19 protein-coding genes are annotated in these 22,170 nt (G+C 61.5%); 11 read left to right on the top strand and 8 right to left on the bottom strand.

All coding sequences use genetic code 11. The features are described from left to right. Window positions 1-117: 117 nt before the first annotated feature. A complete protein-coding gene (locus tag KVQ82_RS12720) occupies window positions 118-1,602 on the bottom strand; it encodes an NCS1 family nucleobase:cation symporter-1 (protein ID WP_108183006.1) in 1,485 nt (494 codons plus the stop codon). Window positions 1,603-2,224: 622 nt separating this feature from the next. Between KVQ82_RS12720 and hydA the strand changes: the two genes are divergently transcribed. The 3 genes from hydA to preA all read left to right on the top strand — a co-directional run bounded on the left by hydA (window position 2,225) and on the right by preA (window position 6,465). Next, window positions 2,225-3,664, top strand: a complete 1,440-nt coding sequence (hydA, locus tag KVQ82_RS12715) for a dihydropyrimidinase (protein ID WP_222019051.1) — start codon at window positions 2,225-2,227, stop codon at window positions 3,662-3,664. A gap of 158 nt (window positions 3,665-3,822) precedes the next feature. After that, window positions 3,823-5,190 (top strand): NAD(P)-dependent oxidoreductase, encoded by a 1,368-nt coding sequence (locus KVQ82_RS12710; protein WP_222019050.1) that lies wholly within the window; start codon window positions 3,823-3,825, stop codon window positions 5,188-5,190. Further along, window positions 5,191-6,465, top strand: coding sequence for an NAD-dependent dihydropyrimidine dehydrogenase subunit PreA (gene preA, locus KVQ82_RS12705; RefSeq protein WP_041073316.1), 1,275 nt, complete (start codon window positions 5,191-5,193; stop codon window positions 6,463-6,465). It abuts the gene before it with no gap. Window positions 6,466-6,606: 141 nt separating this feature from the next. Here preA and KVQ82_RS12700 read toward each other — a convergent pair whose 3' ends face one another. After that, complete coding sequence (locus KVQ82_RS12700) at window positions 6,607-7,227, bottom strand: TetR/AcrR family transcriptional regulator (RefSeq protein ID WP_064587091.1); 621 nt, start codon at window positions 7,225-7,227, stop codon at window positions 6,607-6,609. 138 nt (window positions 7,228-7,365) lie between these two features. Here KVQ82_RS12700 and copC point away from each other — a divergent pair, with 138 nt between their 5' ends. Continuing rightward, window positions 7,366-7,728 (top strand): copper homeostasis periplasmic binding protein CopC, encoded by a 363-nt coding sequence (gene copC / locus KVQ82_RS12695; protein ID WP_041073319.1) that lies wholly within the window; start codon window positions 7,366-7,368, stop codon window positions 7,726-7,728. 3 nt (window positions 7,729-7,731) lie between these two features. Next, window positions 7,732-8,589, top strand: coding sequence for a copper homeostasis membrane protein CopD (copD, locus tag KVQ82_RS12690; RefSeq protein ID WP_222019049.1), 858 nt, complete (start codon window positions 7,732-7,734; stop codon window positions 8,587-8,589). An 86-nt stretch (window positions 8,590-8,675) separates the two neighbouring features. Here copD and KVQ82_RS12685 read toward each other — a convergent pair whose 3' ends face one another. Further along, window positions 8,676-9,818: an HlyD family secretion protein gene (locus KVQ82_RS12685; protein ID WP_047293616.1), complete on the bottom strand. Its 1,143-nt coding sequence runs from the start codon at window positions 9,816-9,818 to the stop codon at window positions 8,676-8,678. Further along, entirely contained in the window at window positions 9,815-11,470 is a 1,656-nt protein-coding gene (locus KVQ82_RS12680; protein ID WP_108183011.1) for an MFS transporter, read from the bottom strand. Before KVQ82_RS12680 ends, KVQ82_RS12685 begins: the two co-directional genes overlap by 4 nt. A gap of 248 nt (window positions 11,471-11,718) precedes the next feature. On the opposite strand from KVQ82_RS12680, the gene KVQ82_RS12675 reads away from it, so the two are divergent. After that, window positions 11,719-12,645 (top strand): polysaccharide deacetylase family protein, encoded by a 927-nt coding sequence (locus KVQ82_RS12675; RefSeq protein WP_222019048.1) that lies wholly within the window; start codon window positions 11,719-11,721, stop codon window positions 12,643-12,645. Between the two features lie 85 nt (window positions 12,646-12,730). Here KVQ82_RS12675 and KVQ82_RS12670 read toward each other — a convergent pair whose 3' ends face one another. The 3 genes from KVQ82_RS12670 to KVQ82_RS12660 form a co-directional block, all read right to left on the bottom strand. Beyond that, window positions 12,731-13,531, bottom strand: a complete 801-nt coding sequence (locus KVQ82_RS12670; protein ID WP_222019047.1) for a sulfite exporter TauE/SafE family protein — start codon at window positions 13,529-13,531, stop codon at window positions 12,731-12,733. Window positions 13,532-13,540: 9 nt separating this feature from the next. Then, entirely contained in the window at window positions 13,541-14,785 is a 1,245-nt protein-coding gene (locus KVQ82_RS12665) for an FAD/NAD(P)-binding oxidoreductase (RefSeq protein ID WP_222019046.1), read from the bottom strand. A 169-nt stretch (window positions 14,786-14,954) separates the two neighbouring features. Further along, on the bottom strand, window positions 14,955-15,296 hold the full coding sequence (locus KVQ82_RS12660) for a helix-turn-helix transcriptional regulator (protein WP_041073332.1): 342 nt from the start codon (window positions 15,294-15,296) through the stop codon (window positions 14,955-14,957). 91 nt (window positions 15,297-15,387) lie between these two features. Between KVQ82_RS12660 and KVQ82_RS12655 the strand changes: the two genes are divergently transcribed. Next, window positions 15,388-16,251 carry an MBL fold metallo-hydrolase gene (locus tag KVQ82_RS12655; RefSeq protein ID WP_222019045.1) on the top strand — a complete coding sequence of 288 codons (864 nt, stop codon included), beginning with the start codon at window positions 15,388-15,390 and terminating at the stop codon, window positions 16,249-16,251. A gap of 93 nt (window positions 16,252-16,344) precedes the next feature. Here the strand turns inward: KVQ82_RS12655 and bkdR are convergent, their stop codons facing one another. Next, window positions 16,345-16,833, bottom strand: coding sequence for a Bkd operon transcriptional regulator BkdR (bkdR, locus tag KVQ82_RS12650; protein WP_027613216.1), 489 nt, complete (start codon window positions 16,831-16,833; stop codon window positions 16,345-16,347). 185 nt (window positions 16,834-17,018) lie between these two features. On the opposite strand from bkdR, the gene KVQ82_RS12645 reads away from it, so the two are divergent. The 4 genes from KVQ82_RS12645 to lpdA are packed head-to-tail and all read left to right on the top strand — an operon-like array spanning window position 17,019 to window position 21,970. Further along, the gene (locus KVQ82_RS12645) at window positions 17,019-18,254 is read left to right on the top strand and encodes a 3-methyl-2-oxobutanoate dehydrogenase (2-methylpropanoyl-transferring) subunit alpha (RefSeq protein ID WP_041073337.1); all 1,236 of its coding nucleotides are present in this window, start codon (window positions 17,019-17,021) and stop codon (window positions 18,252-18,254) included. A gap of 1 nt (window position 18,255) precedes the next feature. Next, window positions 18,256-19,314, top strand: a complete 1,059-nt coding sequence (locus KVQ82_RS12640) for an alpha-ketoacid dehydrogenase subunit beta (protein WP_041073339.1) — start codon at window positions 18,256-18,258, stop codon at window positions 19,312-19,314. Then, window positions 19,315-20,592, top strand: coding sequence for a dihydrolipoamide acetyltransferase family protein (locus KVQ82_RS12635; protein ID WP_222019044.1), 1,278 nt, complete (start codon window positions 19,315-19,317; stop codon window positions 20,590-20,592). It begins immediately after the preceding gene. 4 nt (window positions 20,593-20,596) lie between these two features. After that, a complete protein-coding gene (gene lpdA, locus KVQ82_RS12630) occupies window positions 20,597-21,970 on the top strand; it encodes a dihydrolipoyl dehydrogenase (RefSeq protein ID WP_222019043.1) in 1,374 nt (457 codons plus the stop codon). Window positions 21,971-22,170 lie beyond the last annotated feature (200 nt).

Here is a 22,170-nt window from a genome sequence, read left to right as displayed (position 1 = left end):
TTTTCCAGGCCGCCATCGCTGGCAAGCCAGCTCCCACAGGTTTTGAGTGGACTCATGGTTTGTGTACGACTTGATCCTTGTGGGAGCTGGCTTGCCAGCGATGATGCCCTCCCTCCCTCACACCGGTGATTTCACGACCGAAGGCTGCGCCCGCATCACGCACAACCCGTAATAAATCACCCCGCCCAGCGCCGAGCCGGTAAACCAGCCGTAGCTGTAAAACCAGCTGAACGCATCGCTACCCAGCGACAGCAGGGTCAGCACCACGGGCACGCCAAACGCGGCAAACCCGGCCCAGTTCCACGCCGGATACACGTCATCGCGGTACAGCCCGGCCAGGTCCAGTTGCTGTTTCTTGATCAGGAAATAGTCCACCACCATGATCCCGGCGATCGGCCCGAGCAGGCTCGAATAGCCCAGCAGCCAGTTGGAATACACGGTTTCCAGGCTGACATCGGAAACGATCAGACCGAGCTTTTTCAGCAGCTCGTGGGCCATCAACGCCAGTCCGACGAAGCCGGTGAGCAACACCGCTTTGGTACGGTTGATCACCTTGGGCGCGATGTTCTGGAAGTCGTTGGTTGGCGAAACAATGTTCGCCGCCGTGTTGGTCGACAGCGTGGCGATGATGATCAGCGCCATGGCCACCGCCACCCACAGCGGGCTCTGGATATGGCCGATCAGGCTGACCGGATCCGATACCGTGACACCGACCAGCTTCACCGACGCAGCGGTCATCACCACCCCCAGCGAAGCGAACAGGAACATGGTCAGCGGCAGGCCGAAAATCTGCCCGAGGATCTGGTCTTTCTGGCTTTTGGCGTACCGGCTGAAGTCGGGAATGTTCAGCGACAACGTGGCCCAGAAGCCGACCATCGCCGTCAGCCCCGCAGCGAAGTAACTGACCACGCTCGCGCCTTCCGGGCGTTTCGGTGGAATCGCCAGCAGCTCGCTCATCGACACATTGGGCATGGCCCACATCAGCAAGCCAATGCCGACTGCCACCAACAGCGGTGCGGACAGGGTTTCCAGCCACTTGATCGACTCGGCACCACGGATCACCACCCACAGGTTCAGCGACCAGAAGATCATGAAGCCGATCACCTCCCCCGTGCCGCCGAGGGATTTCCAGCCGTCGAAGATCGAGCCAAGAAACAGGTGAATCGCCAGCCCGCCAAACATCGTTTGAATCCCGAACCAGCCACACGCCACCAGCGCACGAATCAGGCACGGCACGTTGGAACCGAGCACGCCGAATGACGAGCGCAGCAACACCGGGAACGGAATGCCGTACTTGGTGCCGGGAAAGGCATTGAGGGTCAGCGGGATCAGCACGATGACATTGGCCAGCAGAATCGCCATCAGCGCTTCGCCGACGGTCAGGCCGAAATACGCGGTGAGCACGCCGCCGAGGGTGTAGGTCGGCACGCACACCGACATGCCGACCCACAACGCGGTGATGTGCCATTTGTTCCAGGTGCGTTCGCGCACCTTGGTCGGTGCCATATCGTGGTTGTAACGGGGACTGTCGAGGACGTCGCTGCCGGCTTCGAGTTCGAACAAGCCGTCGCGCTCGGTCACTTGCGATCTGTTCTGTTGCATGGCCGCTCCACTGTTCTTCTGATTATTTTTTTGCTCATCAGGCGGCTGCACACGGGGTGCGAGCCGGACGATGGCCGGAGGAACTGACAACTTTCTTGCACCGGCCATGGTGTCAGCGGCGGCATCAATAAACGTGCCGGGTACTCCGTCTGACGCTCAGGCGGTGCTACAAACGCATTGCAACTTTCTGATAATTCACGCTTTTAATTATTCACCGGAGGAGTCCGCGAAAACCTGTCTGCACGCTCAGGCTAAACGTTTGCCAAGTTGTCCGAACTGTCAGGACTCAATCTGGTGCACTGCACTTTTTTTCATTACGGGCGATCAACCGCAGCTCAACTTCAAGCAGCTGATTTCACATAGGAAATCTTGCTCATATTTCCATCCTGTCAAGTGCGTCAAAATGGTGAACAGCCTCACCATTTTGGTGATTTATGTTTTTTATCTTTATTTTTCAACGATTTAAAACAGCAATAAGCTTATAAAAAATAATCTTGATCAATTGCAGAACTGCGGCTAGCTTCTATTCCTGACAGCGCTGACAGGAATACGCCGATCAGCGTTGTACATCAATAAAACATGAGAACCGGCACAAGTCGGTCATGCCTGCGAGGAACTCGGAATGTCTCTGTTGATCCGTGGCGCCACCGTTGTTACCCATGATGAAAGTTATCGCGCCGACGTCTATTGCGCCGACGGCGTGATCAAAGCCATTGGTCAAAACCTGGATATTCCCGCCGGTGCCGAAGTGCTCGACGGCAGCGGCCAATACCTGATGCCCGGCGGCATCGATCCACACACCCACATGCAACTGCCCTTCATGGGCACCGTGGCCAGTGAAGACTTTTACAGCGGCACTGCCGCAGGTCTGGCCGGCGGCACCACGTCGATCATCGACTTCGTGATTCCCAATCCGCAGCAGTCATTGCTGGAAGCGTTTCATCAGTGGCGTGGCTGGGCCGAAAAGTCCGCCTCGGACTACGGCTTTCACGTCGCGATCACCTGGTGGAGCGAGCAGGTGCGCGAGGAAATGGCCGAGCTGGTCAGCCACCACGGGATTAACAGCTTCAAGCATTTCATGGCCTACAAGAACGCGATCATGGCCGCCGACGACACGCTGGTGGCGAGCTTCGAGCGCTGCCTGGAACTCGGCGCCGTGCCAACCGTGCATGCGGAAAACGGCGAACTGGTTTATCACCTGCAACGCAAGTTGATGGCCCAGGGCATTACCGGGCCGGAAGCGCATCCACTGTCGCGGCCCTCGCAGGTGGAAGGCGAAGCGGCGAGCCGGGCGATTCGCATTGCCGAGACCATCGGCACGCCGTTGTACCTGGTGCACGTGTCGACCAAGGAAGCGCTGGACGAAATCACTTACGCCCGCAGCAAGGGCCAACCGGTATACGGCGAAGTGCTGGCCGGGCATTTGTTGCTCGACGACAGCGTCTACCAGCACCCGGACTGGCAGACCGCCGCCGGTTACGTGATGAGCCCGCCGTTCCGCCCGCGCGGGCATCAGGAGGCCCTTTGGCATGGCCTGCAGAGCGGTAATCTGCACACCACCGCCACCGACCACTGCTGCTTCTGCGCCGAGCAAAAAGCCGCCGGGCGCGACGACTTCAGCAAGATCCCCAACGGCACCGCCGGCATCGAAGACCGCATGGCGGTGTTGTGGGATGAAGGGGTCAACAGCGGCCGTTTGTCGATGCAGGACTTCGTCGCCCTCACCTCCACCAATACCGCAAAAATCTTCAACCTCTATCCGCGCAAAGGCGCGATTCGCGTCGGTGCCGACGCCGACCTGGTGCTGTGGGACCCGCAAGGCACCCGCACCATCTCCGCCAAGACCCACCATCAGCAGGTGGACTTCAACATCTTCGAAGGCAAGACCGTGCGCGGCGTGCCGAGTCATACCGTCAGCCAGGGCAAAGTGGTCTGGGCCGACGGCGATCTGCGCGCCGAGCGCGGCGCCGGGCGGTACATCGAACGACCGGCGTATCCGGCGGTGTTTGATTTGCTGAGCAAGCGGGCTGAATTACACAAGCCCACAGCGGTTAAACGCTGAAATCGAGGCCTTCGGCCTTCGCGAGCAAGCTCGCTCCCACAGGGTGTACACATTCCAAATGTGGGAGCGAGCTTGCTCGCGAAGAGGCCCGTCCAGACAACACAAAAACCACTGCCCATCAGAGGCAGAGAACCTCAATAACCGTGAGGCACATAACCGTGATCGAGACCCTGAACCATCTCCCGCATCCGCACGAAAGCGCGGCCGCCCTCGCCGGCCATTTCACTGATCTGGCGCCACCGCTCAACGCCCGGCAGGCGCATCTGGAAGCCTCGCGCTGCCTGTATTGCTACGACGCGCCATGCGTCAATGCGTGCCCCAGCGAGATCGATATTCCGTCGTTCATCCGCAACATCCATCAGGACAACGTGCCCGGTGCGGCGCAGAAAATCCTTTCGGCGAACATCCTCGGCGGCAGTTGTGCGCGGGTCTGCCCCACGGAAATCCTCTGCCAGCAAGCCTGCGTGCGCAACAACGCCCAGGAATGTGCGCCGGTGCTGATCGGCCTGCTGCAGCGCTATGCCGTGGACAACGCGAATTTCACCGAGCACCCGTTCCAGCGTGCGGCGAGCACCGGCAAGCGCATCGCCGTGGTCGGCGCCGGGCCAGCGGGTTTGTCCTGTGCCCACCGCAGTGCCATGCACGGCCACGACGTGGTGATTTTCGAAGCCCGGGAAAAGGCAGGCGGCCTCAATGAATACGGGATCGCCAAGTACAAACTGGTCGACGACTACGCGCAAAAGGAACTGGATTTCCTTCTGCAGATCGGCGGTATCGAAATCCGTCACGGACAGAAACTCGGCGAGAATCTGACCCTCAGCGAGCTGCATCAGCAGTTCGACGCGGTGTTCCTCGGCCTCGGCCTGAATGCCAGCAAACAGCTCGGCCTGCCCCACGAAGACGCCCCCGGCCTGCTCGCCGCCACTGACTACATCCGCGAACTGCGCCAGGCCGATGACCTGACGCAACTGCCACTGGCCGAACGCTGCATCGTCCTCGGCGCCGGCAACACCGCGATCGACATGGCCGTGCAAATGGCCCGTCTCGGAGCGCGTGACGTGAATCTGGTGTATCGCCGGGGTGCGGCGGACATGGGCGCAACCGGTCACGAACAAGACATTGCCAAGGCCAATCAGGTACGCCTGCTGACCTGGGCGCAACCGGAAGAAGTGCTGCTCGATGCGCAAGGAAAGGTGCGCGGTATGCGTTTCGCTCGCACGCAACTGGTCGACGGTCGCCTGCAAACCACGGGCGAAACTTTCGAGCTGGCCGCCGACGCGATCTTCAAAGCCATCGGCCAGGCCTTCGACAGCAGCGCCCTCGCCGACCCGCTGGCCCGTGAGCTCAAGCGTCAGGGCGAACGGATTCAGGTCGACGACAACCTGCGCACCAGCATCCCCGGCGTGTATGCCGGCGGCGACTGCACCAGTCTCGATCAAGACCTCACCGTGCAAGCCGTACAGCACGGCAAACGCGCCGCCGAGGCAATCAACGCACAACTGATGCTCAACGTGGAGGCTGCGTAAATGGCCGATCTCTCGATAGTCTTCGCCGGCATCAAAGCCCCCAACCCGTTCTGGCTGGCCTCCGCGCCGCCGACCGACAAGGCCTACAACGTGGTCCGCGCTTTTGAGGCCGGCTGGGGCGGTGTGGTCTGGAAAACCCTGGGTGAAGACCCGGCGGCAGTCAACGTCTCGTCGCGCTACTCGGCGCACTACGGCAACAACCGCGAGGTGCTGGGGATCAACAACATCGAACTGATCACCGACCGCTCGCTGGAAATCAACCTGCGTGAAATCACCCAGGTGAAGAAGGACTGGCCGGATCGTGCGCTGATCGTCTCGTTGATGGTGCCGTGCGTGGAGGAATCGTGGAAACACATCCTGCCACTGGTGGAGGCCACCGGCGCTGACGGCATCGAGCTGAATTTCGGTTGCCCGCACGGCATGCCCGAACGCGGCATGGGCGCGGCGGTGGGTCAGGTGCCGGAATACGTCGAGCAGGTCACTCGGTGGTGCAAGACCTATTGTTCGCTGCCGGTGATCGTCAAGCTGACGCCGAACATCACCGATATCCGCGTCGCCGCCCGTGCTGCCCATCGCGGTGGCGCCGATGCGGTGTCGCTGATCAACACCATCAACTCGATTACCAGCGTCGACCTGGAACACATGGTCGCCCTGCCCACCGTCGGCAGCAAAAGCACCCACGGCGGTTATTGCGGCTCAGCGGTCAAACCGATTGCGCTGAACATGGTCGCCGAGATCGCCCGTGATCCGCAGACCCAGGGCCTGCCGATCTGCGGCATTGGTGGCATCGGCAGTTGGCGTGACGCGGCGGAGTTCATGGCGCTGGGCAGCGGCGCGGTGCAGGTGTGCACGGCGGCGATGCTGCATGGCTTCCGGATTGTCGAGGAGATGAAGGACGGGCTGTCGCGCTGGATGGACAGTCAGGGTTACGCCAACATCGCCGAGTTTTCCGGGCGTGCGGTGGGCAACACCACTGACTGGAAGTACCTCGACATCAACTATCAGGTCATTGCCAGGATTGATCAGGACGCGTGCATCGGTTGCGGGCGCTGCCACATTGCTTGCGAAGACACGTCACACCAGGCGATCAGCAGCCTCAAGCAGGCCGACGGCACGCATAAATATGAAGTGATTGATGAGGAATGTGTCGGGTGCAATCTGTGCCAGATCACCTGCCCGGTGGCGGACTGTATCGAGATGGTGCCGATGGAAACGGGCAAGCCGTTTCTGGACTGGAATCATGATCCGCGCAATCCGTACCACGTCTCACCCTAGGCCAGGTAGCGTCTGAACAGACGCCTTCGCGAGCAAGCTCGCTCCCACAGGGTTCTCTGGTGTTCATGGCACTTGAGGACAACCCGAAAACCTGTGGGAGCGGGCTTGCCCGCGAAGGGGTCGGCAGTCACAACACATGGCTCAAGGTTCTAATCCGATCCCCCGCAAAATCACACTGGTCACCGTCTGCACCGCCCGCTCGAACTGCATGTCCGACAGCGGCTGATGCTCGTTCAGAATATTCACCTGATGATCGAAGTCGGCGTAGTGCTGGGTCGAGGCCCAGATCATGTACAGCAGGCTCGACGGCTCCACCGGCAGAATCCGCTGGTCCTCCACCCACTGGCGGATCTTCGCTTCCTTCATCTTTGCCCAGTCGTACAGGCTGACGTCCAGCGCCTCGCCTAACGTTGGCGCGCCGTGGATGATTTCGTTGGCCCAGACTTTCGAACCATAAGGCCGGCTGCGCGAGTGGTTCATCTTGGCGCGGATGTAGCTGCTGAGCACCACCCGTGGATCGTCGAACATCTCAAAGCACAGGGCGTCCTGCTTCCACACCTCCAGCAGGTCGAACAGCACCGCGCTGTACAGTTCGCTCTTGGTGGAAAAGTAGTAATGCAGGTTGGAGCGCGGCAGTTGCACTTCGGCGGCGATGTCGGCCATGGCGGTGCCGCCGAAGCCTTTTTCGGCGAAGACTTTTTCCGCCGCCAACAGGATTTTCTCGACGTTACTGCGACGAATCTCGATCTTGTGATTGCCCATGAGGGCTCCCTGACAACGACGTTGTTGAAGACTAGCATCCGCTCCGGCCTCGGGGCGACCGCTGCAAACAAAACTTCGTATGAAGGTCGGCGCATGGCTAAACTGGCGTTTCTTTGTCCTGCCCCAGAGGTACCCGCGATGCTGTTCAAGAACGTCCTGACCACCACTGCCCTGCTCGCTTCGCTGTGCGCCGCATCCTCCGTTTTTGCCCACGCCCACTTGAAAAGCCAGACCCCGGCCGCCGACAGCACCGTCGCCGCGCCGGCCGATCTGCGCCTGACCTTTTCCGAAGGCGTCGAGGCCAGCTTCACCAAAGTCAGCCTGACCCACGACGGCGCCCCGGTCGCGATCAAACCGCTGACCACCGAAGGCGACAAGAAAACCCTGATCGTCACCCCCGCCGCACCACTCAGTGCCGGTGAATACAAAGTCGAATGGCACGCGGTGTCGGTCGACACACACAAGAGCGAAGGCGCCTACCAGTTCAAGGTCGGCCAGTAATTCATGAGTGAAGCGCTGGTGCTGTGCCGCTTCGTGCATTTCAGCGCGGTATTGATGCTGTTCGGTACCTGGCTGTTTCGGCCACGGCTGCTCAAGGCGCCAGTGCCGACACTGGATCGGCATCTGGCGCGCCTGGCGCGCTGGCTGACGGCAATTGCGCTGGTCAGCGGTGTCACCTGGGCGCTGCTGATCACCGCGAGCATGGCCGGTTCAGCGACGGCCGCGTTCGATCCGGACACGATTGGCCTGGTGCTGGGCAACACGTTTTTCGGTCAGGTCTGGCGTTGGCATCTGCTGATCAACGCGCTGTTGCTGGCGTTGCTGTTCACGCCCTGGCGATCGAGCCTGCCGCTGCGCCTAGGCTTGAGCGCGATGCTCCTGGCGACCCTGGCGCCGGTCGGTCACGGCGCGATGCTCGACGGTCTGAATGGGCAACTGCTGATCCTCAACCAGATCGTTCACCTGACCTGCGTCGCCGCATGGCTCGGCGGTCTGTTGCTGCTGGTATTGATCCTGCGCCAACCCGGCGAAACGATGAGCCGGATCCTGCAACGCTTCAGCGGTGTCGGTTACGCCATTGTTAGCGGGCTGCTGATCACCGGCCTGATCAATGTGCGCGTGCTGACCGGGCAATGGTGGCCGACGCCGCTGTTCAGTGGCTTTGCCCTGATCCTGCTGATCAAGGCGTTGCTGGTGCTGGGCATGCTTGCACTGGCGCTGTTCAACCGCTTGCGGAGCGAGGATTGTGAACAGCGGATGGGCGCGCTCAAACGCAGTGTGCTGCTGGAGTGGATATTGGGGATGGGGGCCGTTGCTGCGGTCTCCCTTCTCGGCACCCTGCCGCCGATGATTGCAGCCTGAAAAGCAAAAGATCGCAGCCTTCGGCAGCTCCTACATTGGAATGCGATTCCCTGTAGGAGCTGCCGAAGGCTGCGATCTTTTTGCTCTTAATGCGGTTGCGTGTCGCCCGCTGCGGTATCGATGCTGACCACCACCGACATCCCCGGGCGCAAGCGTTCCTCTTCCTGCTGATCCGGATCGATGGTGATCCGCACCGGCACGCGCTGGGCGATTTTCACGAAGTTGCCCGTGGCGTTATCCGCCTGCAGCAGGGCGAACTCCGAACCGGTGCCGGGCGAAATGTGCTGCACATGGCCGGTGAACTGGCGGTGGTTCAGCGCATCAACGGTGAAGCGCACCGGCTGCCCGACGCGCACGTTGTCCATCTGGGTTTCCTTCATGTTGGCGATCACCCATTTCTGATTTGGCACCAACGCCATCAGCTGCGCCCCGGAGTTGACGTAGGCGCCCAGGCGCACGCCGATCTGCCCGAGCTGGCCGTCTCGCGGGGCGACGATGCGCGTATTCGACAAGTCGATTCGCGCCAGTTGCACCGCCGCTTCAGCGCTGGCCACCGCCGCCTCCAGCGAACCGCGATTGACGATCACCGTCTGCAGATCCTGCCGGGCGATCTCCAGATTGGCCTTGGCCTGCGCCACCGCCGCAATGCTCTGTGCATTGGCCGCGAGCGCCACGTCCATCTCGCGTTTCGACACCGAGCCGTCACTCACCAGCTCCTTGTTACGGCGCAGATCCGCCTCGCTTTTACGCAACTGCGCCTCGCTGTCGGCCACCACCGCCTGACGCAGTTTGATCGTCGCTTCGGCACTGTTGCGTTGCTGCACCACATTGGCCAGCGCGGCCTTCTGCACCGCCAGTTGCGCCAGCGCCTGATCGAGACGTTGCTGATAAATCCGGTCATCCAGGCGCACCAGCAAATCACCGGCCTTCACGTACTGGAAGTCCTGCACCGGCACCTCGAACACGTAGCCACTGAGCTGCGGGCCGATGATCGTTACCTGTCCGCGCACCAGGGCGTTTTCCGTGGTTTCGACGGCGCTGCTGAACGGCGGCAGTTGCCAGGCGTAGAGCACGATCAGCACACCGACGATGGCAATCGCGGCAAAGCCCAGTGACGAGATGATCCGCACCCGCAACGAGCGCGGCTCGGTGTTCGGCGAGGACGGCGGCGCCACGCCTTCCGGGGTGGCGGCGATGGCATTGGTGGTTGTGGTGGTCGGTTCGGTCATGAATGGGAGGCACCGTCAGGAGGTACGGAAGGCGCTGGGTCGACGGCTTTGGTGGTGCTCATCAGCCACAGCGCACGAATGGACAGCCAGATCATGGTCAGCACCGCAATCACGGCGATCAGCATGAACACATCGTTATAGGCCAGCACGTTGGCTTCGCGAGTGGCCGCGTTGGCCAGGCTGCGAATCCCGGCGAGGTTGCGCAGACTCGGGTCGGCCAGCAAGCTGCCGTAGGTCGAACCGCCGCTTTGTACGCGCGCAGCCACCAGCGGATCGGACAGCGTCAGGTGCTCGACCAGGTGGCTGGAGTGGAATTTCTCGCGCACGATCTGGAACGTGCCCAACAACGCCGCGCCGAGCAGGCCGCCGAGGTTGTTGCAGATCCCGAACAACACCGAAAAACTCACCAGATTGCGCGGGTTGGTCAACACGTTGCGGGTGCCGAACACCATGGTCGGGCCCAGAAAGAACGTGCTGCCGAAGGCCAGCAGGAACTGGCTGAAATACAGGTTTTGCGGACGGGTCAGGTTGTTGGAAAAACTGTCCATCACCGAGCCGGTGGCCATCAGCGCCAGCGAGATGATCAGCGGCATCAGCAGGTGCTTGGGGTCGATGGTCAGCGCACTGGTCGCCAGCCCGGCGATGCTGCCGATCAGCATCACCACGTAGAGGCTGTGCAGTTGCTCATAACCCATATTGAGGTTCTGCATGAAACCGACGGCGCCGGTGGACTGCTCCGAGGTGACCATGCGAATCAGGGTCACCGCCAGCGCCAGACGGATCATCGTGCCGCTGCCGAGCCAACGGGTCATCAGCATCGGGTTGCTGCGGTTGTGCTCGATGGCCAGGCCCGCGAGGATCAGGGCAATCGAGGCCGCCAGCGCATAGCCGATCCAGTCGGCCTCCAGCCACCAGTCGATCCGCCCCAGCGACAACACCGCGCAGAGCAGTGCCACGCCGCTGGCGAGGATGGCGAAGGTCAGAAAGTCCAGCGGTTCAAAGGTTTTGAAGCGGTCACCGGGCGGCAACTTGAGCAACAGCACGCAGCCCAGCGACAGCAAAGCCATGCCCAATTCGAACAGGTACAAGCCGCGCCACTCGGCAATCTGCAGCAAGTCCTCGGAGAACAAGCGCGCCAGCGGCAAAGCCAGTTGCGAGGCGCCGAGGCCCAGCACCAGCGCCTTCAGCCGCCACTTGGCCGGAAACGCCTGAACCATGTAATACAGACCCAGCGAACTCAGCGCCGCACCGACCATGCCGTGCGCCGCACGCACCGCGATGGCCGAGCTCAGGTCGTTGACGAACAGGTGGCCGAAGGTCACCAGCGCATACAACACCAGAAACACTTCGGTGAATGCACGCAGGCCGAACTGCTGGCGAAACTTCACCAGCAGCAGGTTCATCGACACGTTGGTCATCACGTAAGCAGCTGGCAGCCAGGCCATCTCCGCCGTGGTCGCGCCCAGCGCGCCTTGCAGGTAAGGCAGGTTGGCGACCACCAGCGAGTTGCCCAGACCACCGGTCACCGCCACCAGCAGCCCGACCAGCGCATAGGCCAGGCGCTTGGGGTTGGAGTGCAGCGGCGTCGAGGGGGAACCGGGCAGACTGGGCTTCTCGTGCGGCTGCCAGTTGCGCGGGGCGTATCGATCCATTGAAAGACCTTGTGCTTATATTGCCGGGAGTTTGCCGCAAATGTTGCGGCAAACCCACAATCCTGTGGGAGCTGGCTTGCCAGCGATGGCGGCAGTCGGCTCGGCAAGAGGGTGACCGGCAGCCCGCTCCCACTGGTTCGCGGTGGATTCGTAAATTCTGTTTAAAGGTCTTCTCGCCCGCAACGGATTTTTCCCGCACCGGGCAACTGCCACCCTTGCAGCCCTTCTCAACCTGCAAGGTGCCCGTTATGACCACGCCCCACCGGCAACGCTCCCCACGCTTTTTAAAAAATCTTGCGGCGGCCGCCCTGCTGCTGCCGGCCCTCGCCTTCGCTCAGGAACGCCCGTGGCCGGACGGTTCGCAACTGGTGATCTCGGTGTCGATGCAATTCGAAACCGGCGGTCAGCCCGAAGGCGCGGAAAGCCCGTTCTCCGGCACGCCGCTGCCCAAGGGTTATCCGGATCTGCCGGCGCAGACCTGGTTTGATTATGGCTACAAGGAAGGCTTGTGGCGGATGCTCGACCTGTGGGATCGCACCGGCATCAAGGTCACCTCGCATGTGGTCGGCGAAGCGGCGCTCAAACACCCGGAACTGGCGAAAGCGATTGCTGCGCGCGGCCATGAACTGGCGGCCCATGGCATGCGTTGGGCCGACTCCTACAACATGAGTTATGACCAGGAAAAACAGTTCATCGGCGACGGTGTCAACGCGGTGGAAAAACTCACCGGCCAGCGCTCGGTGGGCTACAACGCCAACTGGCTGCGGCGCAGCCCCAATACGCTGAAGGTTCTGCAAGACCTGAATTTCACCTACCACATCGATGACGTCAGCCGCGACGAACCGTTCGTGACCATGGTCCGTGGACGCAAATTCGCCGTGGTGCCGTATACCTTGCGCAACAACGACATCGTGTTGATCGAGGGCCGGCATTTCTCCGCCGAGCAGTTCTATCAGCAACTGGTGCTGGAATTTGATCGCCTGTACGCCGAAGGCGCGAGCCAGCGGCGGATGATGTCGGTGAGTCTGCACGACCGCATCGGCGGCACGCCGGCGATGGTCGAGGCGATGGAACGGTTCATTCGTTATGCGCAGGCGCATCCGAAGGTGAGTTTCATGCGCAAGGATCAGATCGCGCAGGTTGTGCTGACCGAGAAAAATCCTTTGATTGATTGAGGAGCAAAATCAAAAGATCGCAGCCTGCGACAGCTCCTACAATGTGTACACCATTCCCATGGAGCTACCGCCGGCTGCGATCTTTTCAGGCGCGCAACAACATATACCCCGCCACCACCAGACACACACTGGCAAACCCCACTTGCAACGTCCGCGCCGGCACTCGCGCACAAAGCTTGCGCCCGATGATCATGCCGACGATGCTGGCCACGATAAACGCCGCGCCCTGTGCGTCAATCCGCACGCCTGCGTGAAACGATCCGATCACGCCAATCGCGGAAATCAGGCTGATCACCATCAGCGACGTCGCCACGATCCCGCGCATCTGCACATCGGTCAGTTGCTTGAACGCCGGCACGATCAGGAAACCACCGCCGACGCCGAGCAACCCCGAAACCACACCCGTCACTGCGCCCAATACCGCAAGGGTCGCGGTGCATTTGGCGGTCCAGTCGAAGCGACCGGTCTGTTCATTGAGCATGCAGTTCTTCTGCCCCCAGCTCGCATGGCCGTGGTCGCTCGGCCCCTCTTGCGCACGCTCACGGCGCAGCATGCGCCAGGCGACCATGACCATCAGCAGGCTGAAGAGGATCATCAGGATCTTCTCCGGCAACTGGTGCGCAAAATAGATGCCCAGCGGCGAAAACACCGCACCGAGCGCGGCAATCAGCAGCGCCGCGCGATAACGCACCAGACCATGACGCAAACCGTCGATCGCCCCGACTGCCGCCGCACTGCCGACGGCGAACAACGCCACGGGCGCGGCCTGGGTCATGCTCCAGCCGAGGCCGAGCACCAGCGCCGGCACCGCGAGAATCCCGCCGCCCGCCCCGGTCAGTCCGAGAATCAGCCCCATCAACACGCCAAACAGACTTGCCAGCAACATAGGGAGTTCTCAGTCGACTTTGGACAAACCGGTCAGCCACTCGCGGCCCTTGAGCATGCCGTTCCAGTAGAACCACGGCAGCAGCGTCGCCTTGAGGAACCACGCCGAGCGGCGCGGCACGGTCGCATCGAGGGCGAAGGTCGGCAGCAACTTCCCGCCGTAACCGAACTCGGCGAGGATCACCTTGCCCTTCTCCACCGTCAGCGGGCAGGAACCGTAGCCGTCGTACTTCAGTGGCAGCGGCTGCCGCTTGCGCAGCGCCAGAAGGTTTTCGGCGACGACCACGATCTGCTTGCGCACGGCCGCAGCGGTTTTTGCGTTAGTGGTGCCGCAGATGTCACCGAGGCCAAACACTTCGGGGTATCGCGGATGTTGCAGGCTGTGCGGATTGACTTCGCACCAGCCGGCGGTGTCGGCCAGCGGGCTCTGGGCGATGAACTCCGGCGCGACTTGCGGCGGCACAACATGCAGCAGGTCAAAGGTTTTCGCCTGTGTGGTGACGTGGCCGTCAGCGTCCTTGATCTCGAACCAGGCGGTTTTCGCCGGGCCGTCGACCCTGACCAGATTGCTGTTGAAGGCCAGGTCCGCATTGTACTTTTCGATGTACTTCATCAGCGGCGGCACGAAGGTCGCGACACCGAACAGCGCGGCGCCGGCGAGATTGAACTCGACGTTGATGTTGTTCAGCACAGCGGTTTTGCGCCAGTGATCGCACGACAGGTACAACGCCTTCTGCGGCGCGCCGGCGCATTTGATCGGCATCGCCGGCTGAGTAAACAGCGCCTTGCCTCCACGCAGTTTCTGCACCTGATCCCAGGTGTACTGCGCATGCTGATAGCTGTAGTTGGACGTCACGCCATGCTGGCCGAGACTTTCCTGCAGGCCCTCGATTTTCTCCCAGGCCAGACGCAGGCCGGGGCAGACGATCAGGTTCTGGTAGCTGACGCGGCGTTGATCGTTGAGCGTGAGTTGACGTGTGTCGGGATCCACCGCTGTCACCGCCGCCTGAATCCAGGTGGCCTGACGCGGCATCACTTTGCTCATCGGCCGCGCGGTGTCCTTGACGTCATAGGCGCCACCGCCGACCAGCGTCCACGCCGGTTGGTAGTAATGCTGGGCGCTCGGCTCGATCACGGTGATGTTCAGAGTGGGATCACGCTTGAGCAGACTGGCGACGAAACCGATGCCGGCGGTGCCGCCGCCGATGACCACGATGTCTGCACTGATGGATGGGCCCCAGTGTTGATCGTTCATTGCTTGTTCCTTATGGCTGCACGCAAGGATTTTTTCGAATCAAACCACTAAACCTGTGGGAGCTGGCTTGCCAGCGATAGGGACTTGTCAGCCGCTATTGATGGCGACTGACACTCCGCCATCGCTGGCGAGCCAGCTCCCACAGGTTTTGTATTGTGTTGGCTGACATTTATGGGTGGCCCCAGCTCTTGAGCACCGCCCCGCAATACAGTCCGGACAGGGTCTTCATCACCTGAATCACTTCAGGGCTGGCCAGGCCGTAAAAGATGTATTTGCCTTCGCGGCGGGTCGCCACCAGGCCTTCATCGCGCAGGATGCCCAACTGCTGGGACAGCGTCGGCTGGCGCACGCCGGTGATTTTTTCCAGCTCGCCGACGTTGCGTTCGCCCTGGGTCAACTGGCACAGGATCAACAAGCGATCCTCATTGGCCAACGCCTTGAGCAGCGCGCAGGCCTTGGAGGCGGACGCCCGCAGTTGGGCGACTTCACATTCGGTCAGACTGGATTGCATTTGCACGATGCCTTCAACGTCACTTAAGCTGCGAACATTATGTTTTTAGATAAAGTGTTGCAACCCATTTCCCTGATTCAGGTTGGTGTCCATGCCCGCGCAGATTGAAGCTTTCCTCGACCCCGCCTCTTCGACCTACAGCTATGTGGTCTATGAAGCCGATGGCGGGCAATGTGCAATCGTCGATCCGGTGCTTGATTACGACGGCGCTGCCGGTCGTACCTGCACCGTACAGGCCGACAAAATCATCGCCTTCGTCCGTGACCACCGCCTGCAGGTGCAATGGCTGCTGGAAACCCACGCCCACGCCGACCACCTGTCCGCCGCGCCGTACCTGCGCCGCGAACTGGGCGGCAAGATCGCCATCGGTCAGTCGATCAGCAAAGTGCAGAATGTGTTCAAGGCGCTGTTCAATCTGGAGCCGGAATTCTGCGTCGACGGCTCGCAGTTCGATCACCTGTTCGCGCCGAACGAGTCGTTCAGGATCGGCAATCTCAAAGCCACCGCCCTGCACGTCCCCGGCCACACCCCGGCAGACATGGCCTACCTGATCGACGGCGAACAGATTCTGGTCGGCGACACGCTGTTCATGCCCGACGTCGGCACCGCCCGCTGCGACTTCCCCGGCGGCGACGCGCATCAACTGTTCAACTCGATCCACAAACTGCTGGCCTTCCCGGCCAGCGTCAAACTCTACGTTTGCCACGACTACCCGCCAGAAGGCCGCGCCGCGCAGTGCCAGACCACCGTTGGCGAACAGCGCAAGAGCAATATTCATGTGCATGACGGGATCGACGAGGCGGCGTTTGTCGAGATGCGCACCAAACGCGATGCCGGGCTGGGCATGCCGACGCTGTTGCTGCCGGCGATTCAGGTGAATGTGCGGGCGGGGAATTTTCCGGCGGCCGAGGACAATGGTGTGGTTTACCTGAAGGTGCCGATCAACAAGCTATAAAAGCAAAAGATCGCAGCCTGCGGCAGCTCCTACAGGGACATGGTTTGTGGGTGCCCTGCGTAGGAGCTGCCGCAGGCTGCGATCTTTTGATCTTCAAGAACCCAGCGTCAACCCATTCGCCGGCAACGGCAGCGCCGTCTTGTAGCGCACCTGCTTCAAGGCAAAACTCGAGCGGATATTCGCCACCCCCGGCACCTTGGTCAGAAAGTCCATCATGAAGCGCTCCAGCGCCTGAATCGTCGGCACCAGCACCCGGATCAGGTAGTCCGGGTCGCCGGCCATCAGGTAGCACTCCATCACCTCGGGGCGGTCGGAGATCGCCTCTTCGAAATGCTGCAACGCCTCCTCGACCTGCTTCTCCAGACTGACGTGAATGAACACGTTCACATGCAGGCCCAGCAGATCGGCATCGAGCAGCGTCACCTGCTCGCGAATCAGGCCTAATTCCTCCATTGCCTTGACCCGGTTGAAACACGGCGTCGGCGACAGGTTCACCGAGCGTGCGAGGTCGGCGTTGGTGATGCGCGCATTCTCCTGAAGGCTGTTGAGAATGCCGATGTCGGTACGGTCCAGTTTGCGCATGAGACAAAACCACCTGTTTTTTATGTTTATGCAGAATTTCTATCTGCAAATCATCTCCAGCGCAACGAAACAGAGAGAAATATTCTTCTCCGCCGGGCCTATGATTGTTGTAGGACAAGATTTCTTTCACCCAAGAATGATTGCCAGCTCACTACAAGAAATTCACAAGATCGAGCGTAGAAGCCATGACCCAAGCGTATGAACCGCTGCGTCTGCACGTCCCTGAACCCTCGGGCCGCCCAGGCTGCAAAACCGACTTCTCCTACCTGCATCTGACCGATGCCGGCACGGTGCGCAAACCTTCCATTGACGTCGAACCTGCCGACACCGCCGACCTGGCGCGTGGGCTGATTCGGGTGCTCGACGATCAGGGCAACGCCCTCGGTCCCTGGGCTGAAAACGTGCCAGTCGACATCCTGCGCAAGGGCATGCGCGCCATGCTCAAGACGCGGATTTACGACAACCGCATGGTAGTCGCCCAGCGCCAGAAAAAAATGTCGTTCTACATGCAAAGCCTTGGCGAAGAAGCCATCGGCAGCGCCCAGGCCCTGGCCTTGAACATCGACGACATGTGCTTCCCGACGTACCGCCAGCAAAGCATCCTGATGGCCCGCGAAGTGCCGCTGGTCGACCTGATCTGCCAGCTGCTGTCCAACGAGCGCGATCCGCTCAAGGGCCGGCAGTTGCCAATCATGTACTCAGTCAAGGACGCCGGCTTCTTCACCATCTCCGGCAACCTCGCCACTCAGTTCATTCAAGCCGTCGGCTGGGGCATGGCCTCGGCGATCAAGGGCGACACCAAAATCGCCTCGGCCTGGATCGGTGACGGTGCCACCGCCGAATCGGACTTCCACACCGCCCTCACCTTCGCCCACGTTTACCGCGCGCCGGTGATTCTCAACGTGGTCAACAACCAATGGGCAATCTCGACCTTCCAGGCCATCGCCGGAGGTGAAGCCACCACCTTCGCCGGACGTGGCGTCGGTTGCGGCATCGCCTCGTTGCGCGTCGATGGCAACGATTTCTACGCGGTCTACGCCGCTTCCGCCTGGGCGGCTGAACGCGCCCGGCGCAACCTCGGCCCGACCATGATCGAGTGGGTCACCTACCGCGCCGGCCCGCACTCGACCTCCGACGATCCGTCGAAATACCGGCCTGCCGACGACTGGAGCCACTTCCCGCTGGGCGACCCGATTGCCCGCCTGAAGCAGCACCTGATCAAGGTTGGCCACTGGTCGGAAGAAGAGCACGCCGCCGTCAGCGCCGAACTCGAAGCCGAGGTGATTGCCGCGCAGAAACAGGCCGAACAGTACGGTACCCTCGCCGGCGGGCAGATTCCAAGCGCCGCGACCATGTTCGAAGACGTCTACAAAGAGATGCCGGAGCACTTGAAGCGCCAGCGTCAGCAGTTGGGGATCTGACATGAACGATCACAACAACAATATTCAGTTGGAAACCGCCATGACCACGACCACCATGACCATGATCCAGGCCCTGCGCTCGGCCATGGATGTGATGCTTGAGCGTGACGACAATGTGGTGGTGTTCGGGCAGGACGTCGGCTACTTCGGCGGCGTGTTCCGTTGCACCGAAGGCCTGCAGACCAAGTACGGCACCTCGCGGGTATTCGACGCACCGATCTCCGAAAGCGGCATCGTCGGCGTCGCCGTGGGCATGGGTGCCTACGGCCTGCGTCCAGTGGCCGAGATTCAGTTCGCCGACTACGTCTACCCCGCATCCGACCAGATCATTTCCGAAGCCGCGCGCCTGCGTTATCGCTCGGCCGGCGAGTTCACCGCGCCGATGACCCTGCGCATGCCATGCGGCGGCGGCATCTACGGCGGCCAGACCCACAGCCAGAGCATCGAGGCGATGTTCACTCAGGTGTGCGGCCTGCGCACCGTGATGCCCTCCAACCCGTACGACGCCAAAGGCCTGCTGATCGCCTCCATCGAAAACGATGACCCGGTGATCTTCCTCGAGCCTAAGCGCCTGTATAACGGCCCGTTCGACGGCCACCACGACCGCCCGGTAACCCCGTGGTCGAAACACCCGCAAGCTCAGGTGCCGGACGGCTACTACACCGTACCGCTGGACGTCGCCGCGATCACCCGTCCGGGCAAGGACGTGACCGTGCTGACCTACGGCACCACCGTTTACGTGTCGCAAGTGGCTGCCGAAGAATCCGGCGTGGATGCCGAAGTCATCGACCTGCGCAGCCTGTGGCCGCTGGACCTGGACACCATCGTCAAGTCGGTGAAGAAAACCGGCCGCTGCGTAGTGGTACACGAAGCCACCCGCACCTGCGGTTTCGGCGCCGAGCTGGTAGCGCTGGTGCAAGAGCATTGCTTCCATCACCTGGAAGCGCCGATCGAACGCGTCACCGGTTGGGACACACCTTACCCGCACGCGCAAGAGTGGGCGTATTTCCCAGGGCCGTCCCGAGTGGGCGCGGCGTTGAAACGGGTCATGGAGGTCTGAATGGGCACGCACGTTATCAAGATGCCGGACATCGGCGAAGGCATCGCAGAAGTAGAGCTGTCGCAGTGGCACGTCAAGGTTGGCGACCTGGTGGTTGAAGACCAGGTGCTGGCGGACGTGATGACCGACAAGGCAATGGTCGATATTCCCTCGCCGGTACACGGCAAGGTGATTGCGCTCGGCGGTCAGCCGGGGGAAGTGATGGCGGTCGGCAGTGTGCTGATCAGCATTGAAGTGGAAGGTGCCGGGAATCTGAAGGAGTCGGACAAACCGGCGCCTGTTGCGGCGAAAGAAACGCCAGTCGCACCCAAAGTTGAAGCTGTCGTTGAAAGCAAACCTGCCGCCGCTGCCGCACCGCGTCCGGCGCCGGTTTGCCAGGGCCCGATGGTTGCCCGCGAGGCCGATGAACGTCCGCTGGCCTCGCCGGCGGTGCGCAAACATGCGCTGGATCTGGGCATTCAGTTGCGTCTGGTCCGCGGCACTGGCCCGGCCGGCCGCGTGTTGCACGAAGACCTCGAAGCCTATCTGGCGCAGGGGCAGTCGAACGCTTCGGCACCGGTCGCCGCTTACGCCCAGCGCAACGACGAAGAACAGATTCAGGTGATCGGCATGCGCCGCAAGATCGCCCAGCGCATGCAGGACGCCACCCAGCGTGCCGCGCACTTCAGCTACGTCGAGGAAATCGACGTCACCGCCATCGAAGAACTGCGCGCGCATCTGAATGAGAAACACGGCGCCAGCCGGGGCAAGTTGACCTTGCTGCCGTTCCTGGTGCGCGCGTTGGTCGTCGCTCTGCGCGACTTCCCGCAGATGAACGCCCGTTACGACGACGAAGCCCAGGTCATCACCCGCCTCGGCGCAGTGCATGTCGGTGTCGCCACGCAGAGCGATGTCGGCCTGATGGTGCCGGTGGTGCGTCACGCCGAGGCGCGCAGCCTGTGGGACAGCGCCGCAGAAATCTCGCGTCTGGCCAATGCCGCCCGCAATGGCAAGGCCAGCCGCGACGAATTGTCCGGCTCGACCATCACCCTGACCAGCCTCGGTGCGCTGGGCGGCATCGTCAGCACGCCGGTGCTGAACCTGCCGGAAGTGGCCATCGTCGGCGTCAACAAAATCGTCGAACGGCCAATGGTCGTCAAAGGCCAGGTAGTGATCCGCAAGATGATGAACCTCTCCAGCTCCTTCGATCACCGCGTGGTCGACGGCATGGACGCGGCGCTCTTCATCCAGGCCATTCGTGGTCTGCTCGAACAACCCGCGACTCTGTTTGTGGAGTGATGCCATGCAAACCTTGAACACCACGCTGCTGATCATCGGCGGCGGCCCCGGCGGCTACGTCACGGCGATTCGCGCCGGGCAACTGGGCATTTCGACGATTCTGGTCGAAGGTCAATCGCTGGGCGGCACCTGCTTGAACATCGGCTGCATTCCGTCAAAAGCGCTGATTCATGTAGCCGAGCAGTTTCACCAGACTCAACACCACAACCAGCATTCGGCACTGGGCATCAGCGTTTCCGCGCCGACCCTCGACATCAACAAGAGCGTCGAGTGGAAGGACGGCATCGTTGATCGCCTGACCACCGGCGTCGCCGCGCTGCTGAAAAAGAACAAGGTTCAGGTCATCCATGGCTGGGCCAAGGTCATCGATGGCAAAACCGTGGAAGTCGGCGACACGCGCATTCAGTGCGAGCACCTGGTGCTGACGACCGGTTCGACCAGCGTCAACCTGCCGATCCTGCCGATTGGCGGGCCGATCATCTCTTCCACCGAAGCGCTGGCACCGAAGTCCGTGCCCAAACGTCTGGTGGTGGTCGGCGGCGGTTACATCGGTCTGGAGCTGGGCATTGCTTACCGCAAGCTCGGCGCCGAAGTCAGCGTGGTCGAGGCGCAGGATCGGATCCTGCCGGCCTATGACGCCGAGCTGACGCAACCGGTGCACGAAGCGCTGAAACAACTGGGCGTGAAGCTCTATCTCAAACACAGCGTGCTGGGTTTCGACGGCACCTTGCAGGTGCGTGACCCGAACGGCGACACCCTCAATCTGGAAACCGATCAGGTGCTGGTGGCAGTCGGTCGCAAGCCGAATACGCAGGGCTGGAACCTCGAAGCGCTGAATCTGGACATGAACGGCTCGGCGATCAAGATCGACAACCGCTGCCAGACCAGCATGCGCAACGTCTACGCCATCGGCGACCTGAGCGGCGAACCGATGCTCGCGCACCGCGCCATGGCCCAGGGCGAAATGGTCGCCGAACTGATCAGCGGCAAGCACCGCGAATTCAACCCGACCGCCATTGCCGCCGTGTGCTTCACCGACCCGGAACTGGTGGTGGTCGGCCAGACCCCGGACGAGGCCAAGGCTGCCGGGCTGGACTGCATCGTTTCCAGCTTCCCGTTCGCCGCCAATGGCCGGGCGATGACCCTGGAATCGAAAAGCGGCTTCGTGCGCGTAGTCGCGCGTCGCGACAATCATGTGATTGTCGGCTGGCAGGCGGTCGGAGCAGGTGTTTCCGAATTGTCGACCGCGTTTGCGCAAAGCCTGGAAATGGGCGCGCGCCTGGAGGATATCGGCGGCACCATCCATGCGCATCCAACTCTGGGTGAAGCGGTGCAGGAAGCGGCGTTGCGTGCGTTGGGGCATGCGTTGCACCTTTAAAGATCAAAAGATCGCAGCCTGCGGCAGCTCCTACAGGGGGGGTTGCCGATTCTGTAGGAGCTGCCGCAGGCTGCGATCTTTTCAGCGATGGACAAGGATTTTTCATAAGCAGGCTAATAAATCTGCTTTTCCCCCCATCGTCCGGGCTGCGAAACCGCTCCAGAATGAAGTATTGTTGTGCCCATCCAAAAAAACGTCAG

The sequence above is a fragment of the Pseudomonas sp. AO-1 genome, from assembly GCF_019775695.1.
Classification (GTDB): domain Bacteria; phylum Pseudomonadota; class Gammaproteobacteria; order Pseudomonadales; family Pseudomonadaceae; genus Aquipseudomonas; species Aquipseudomonas parakoreensis.
This window is presented reverse-complemented; position numbering and strand designations above follow the sequence as displayed.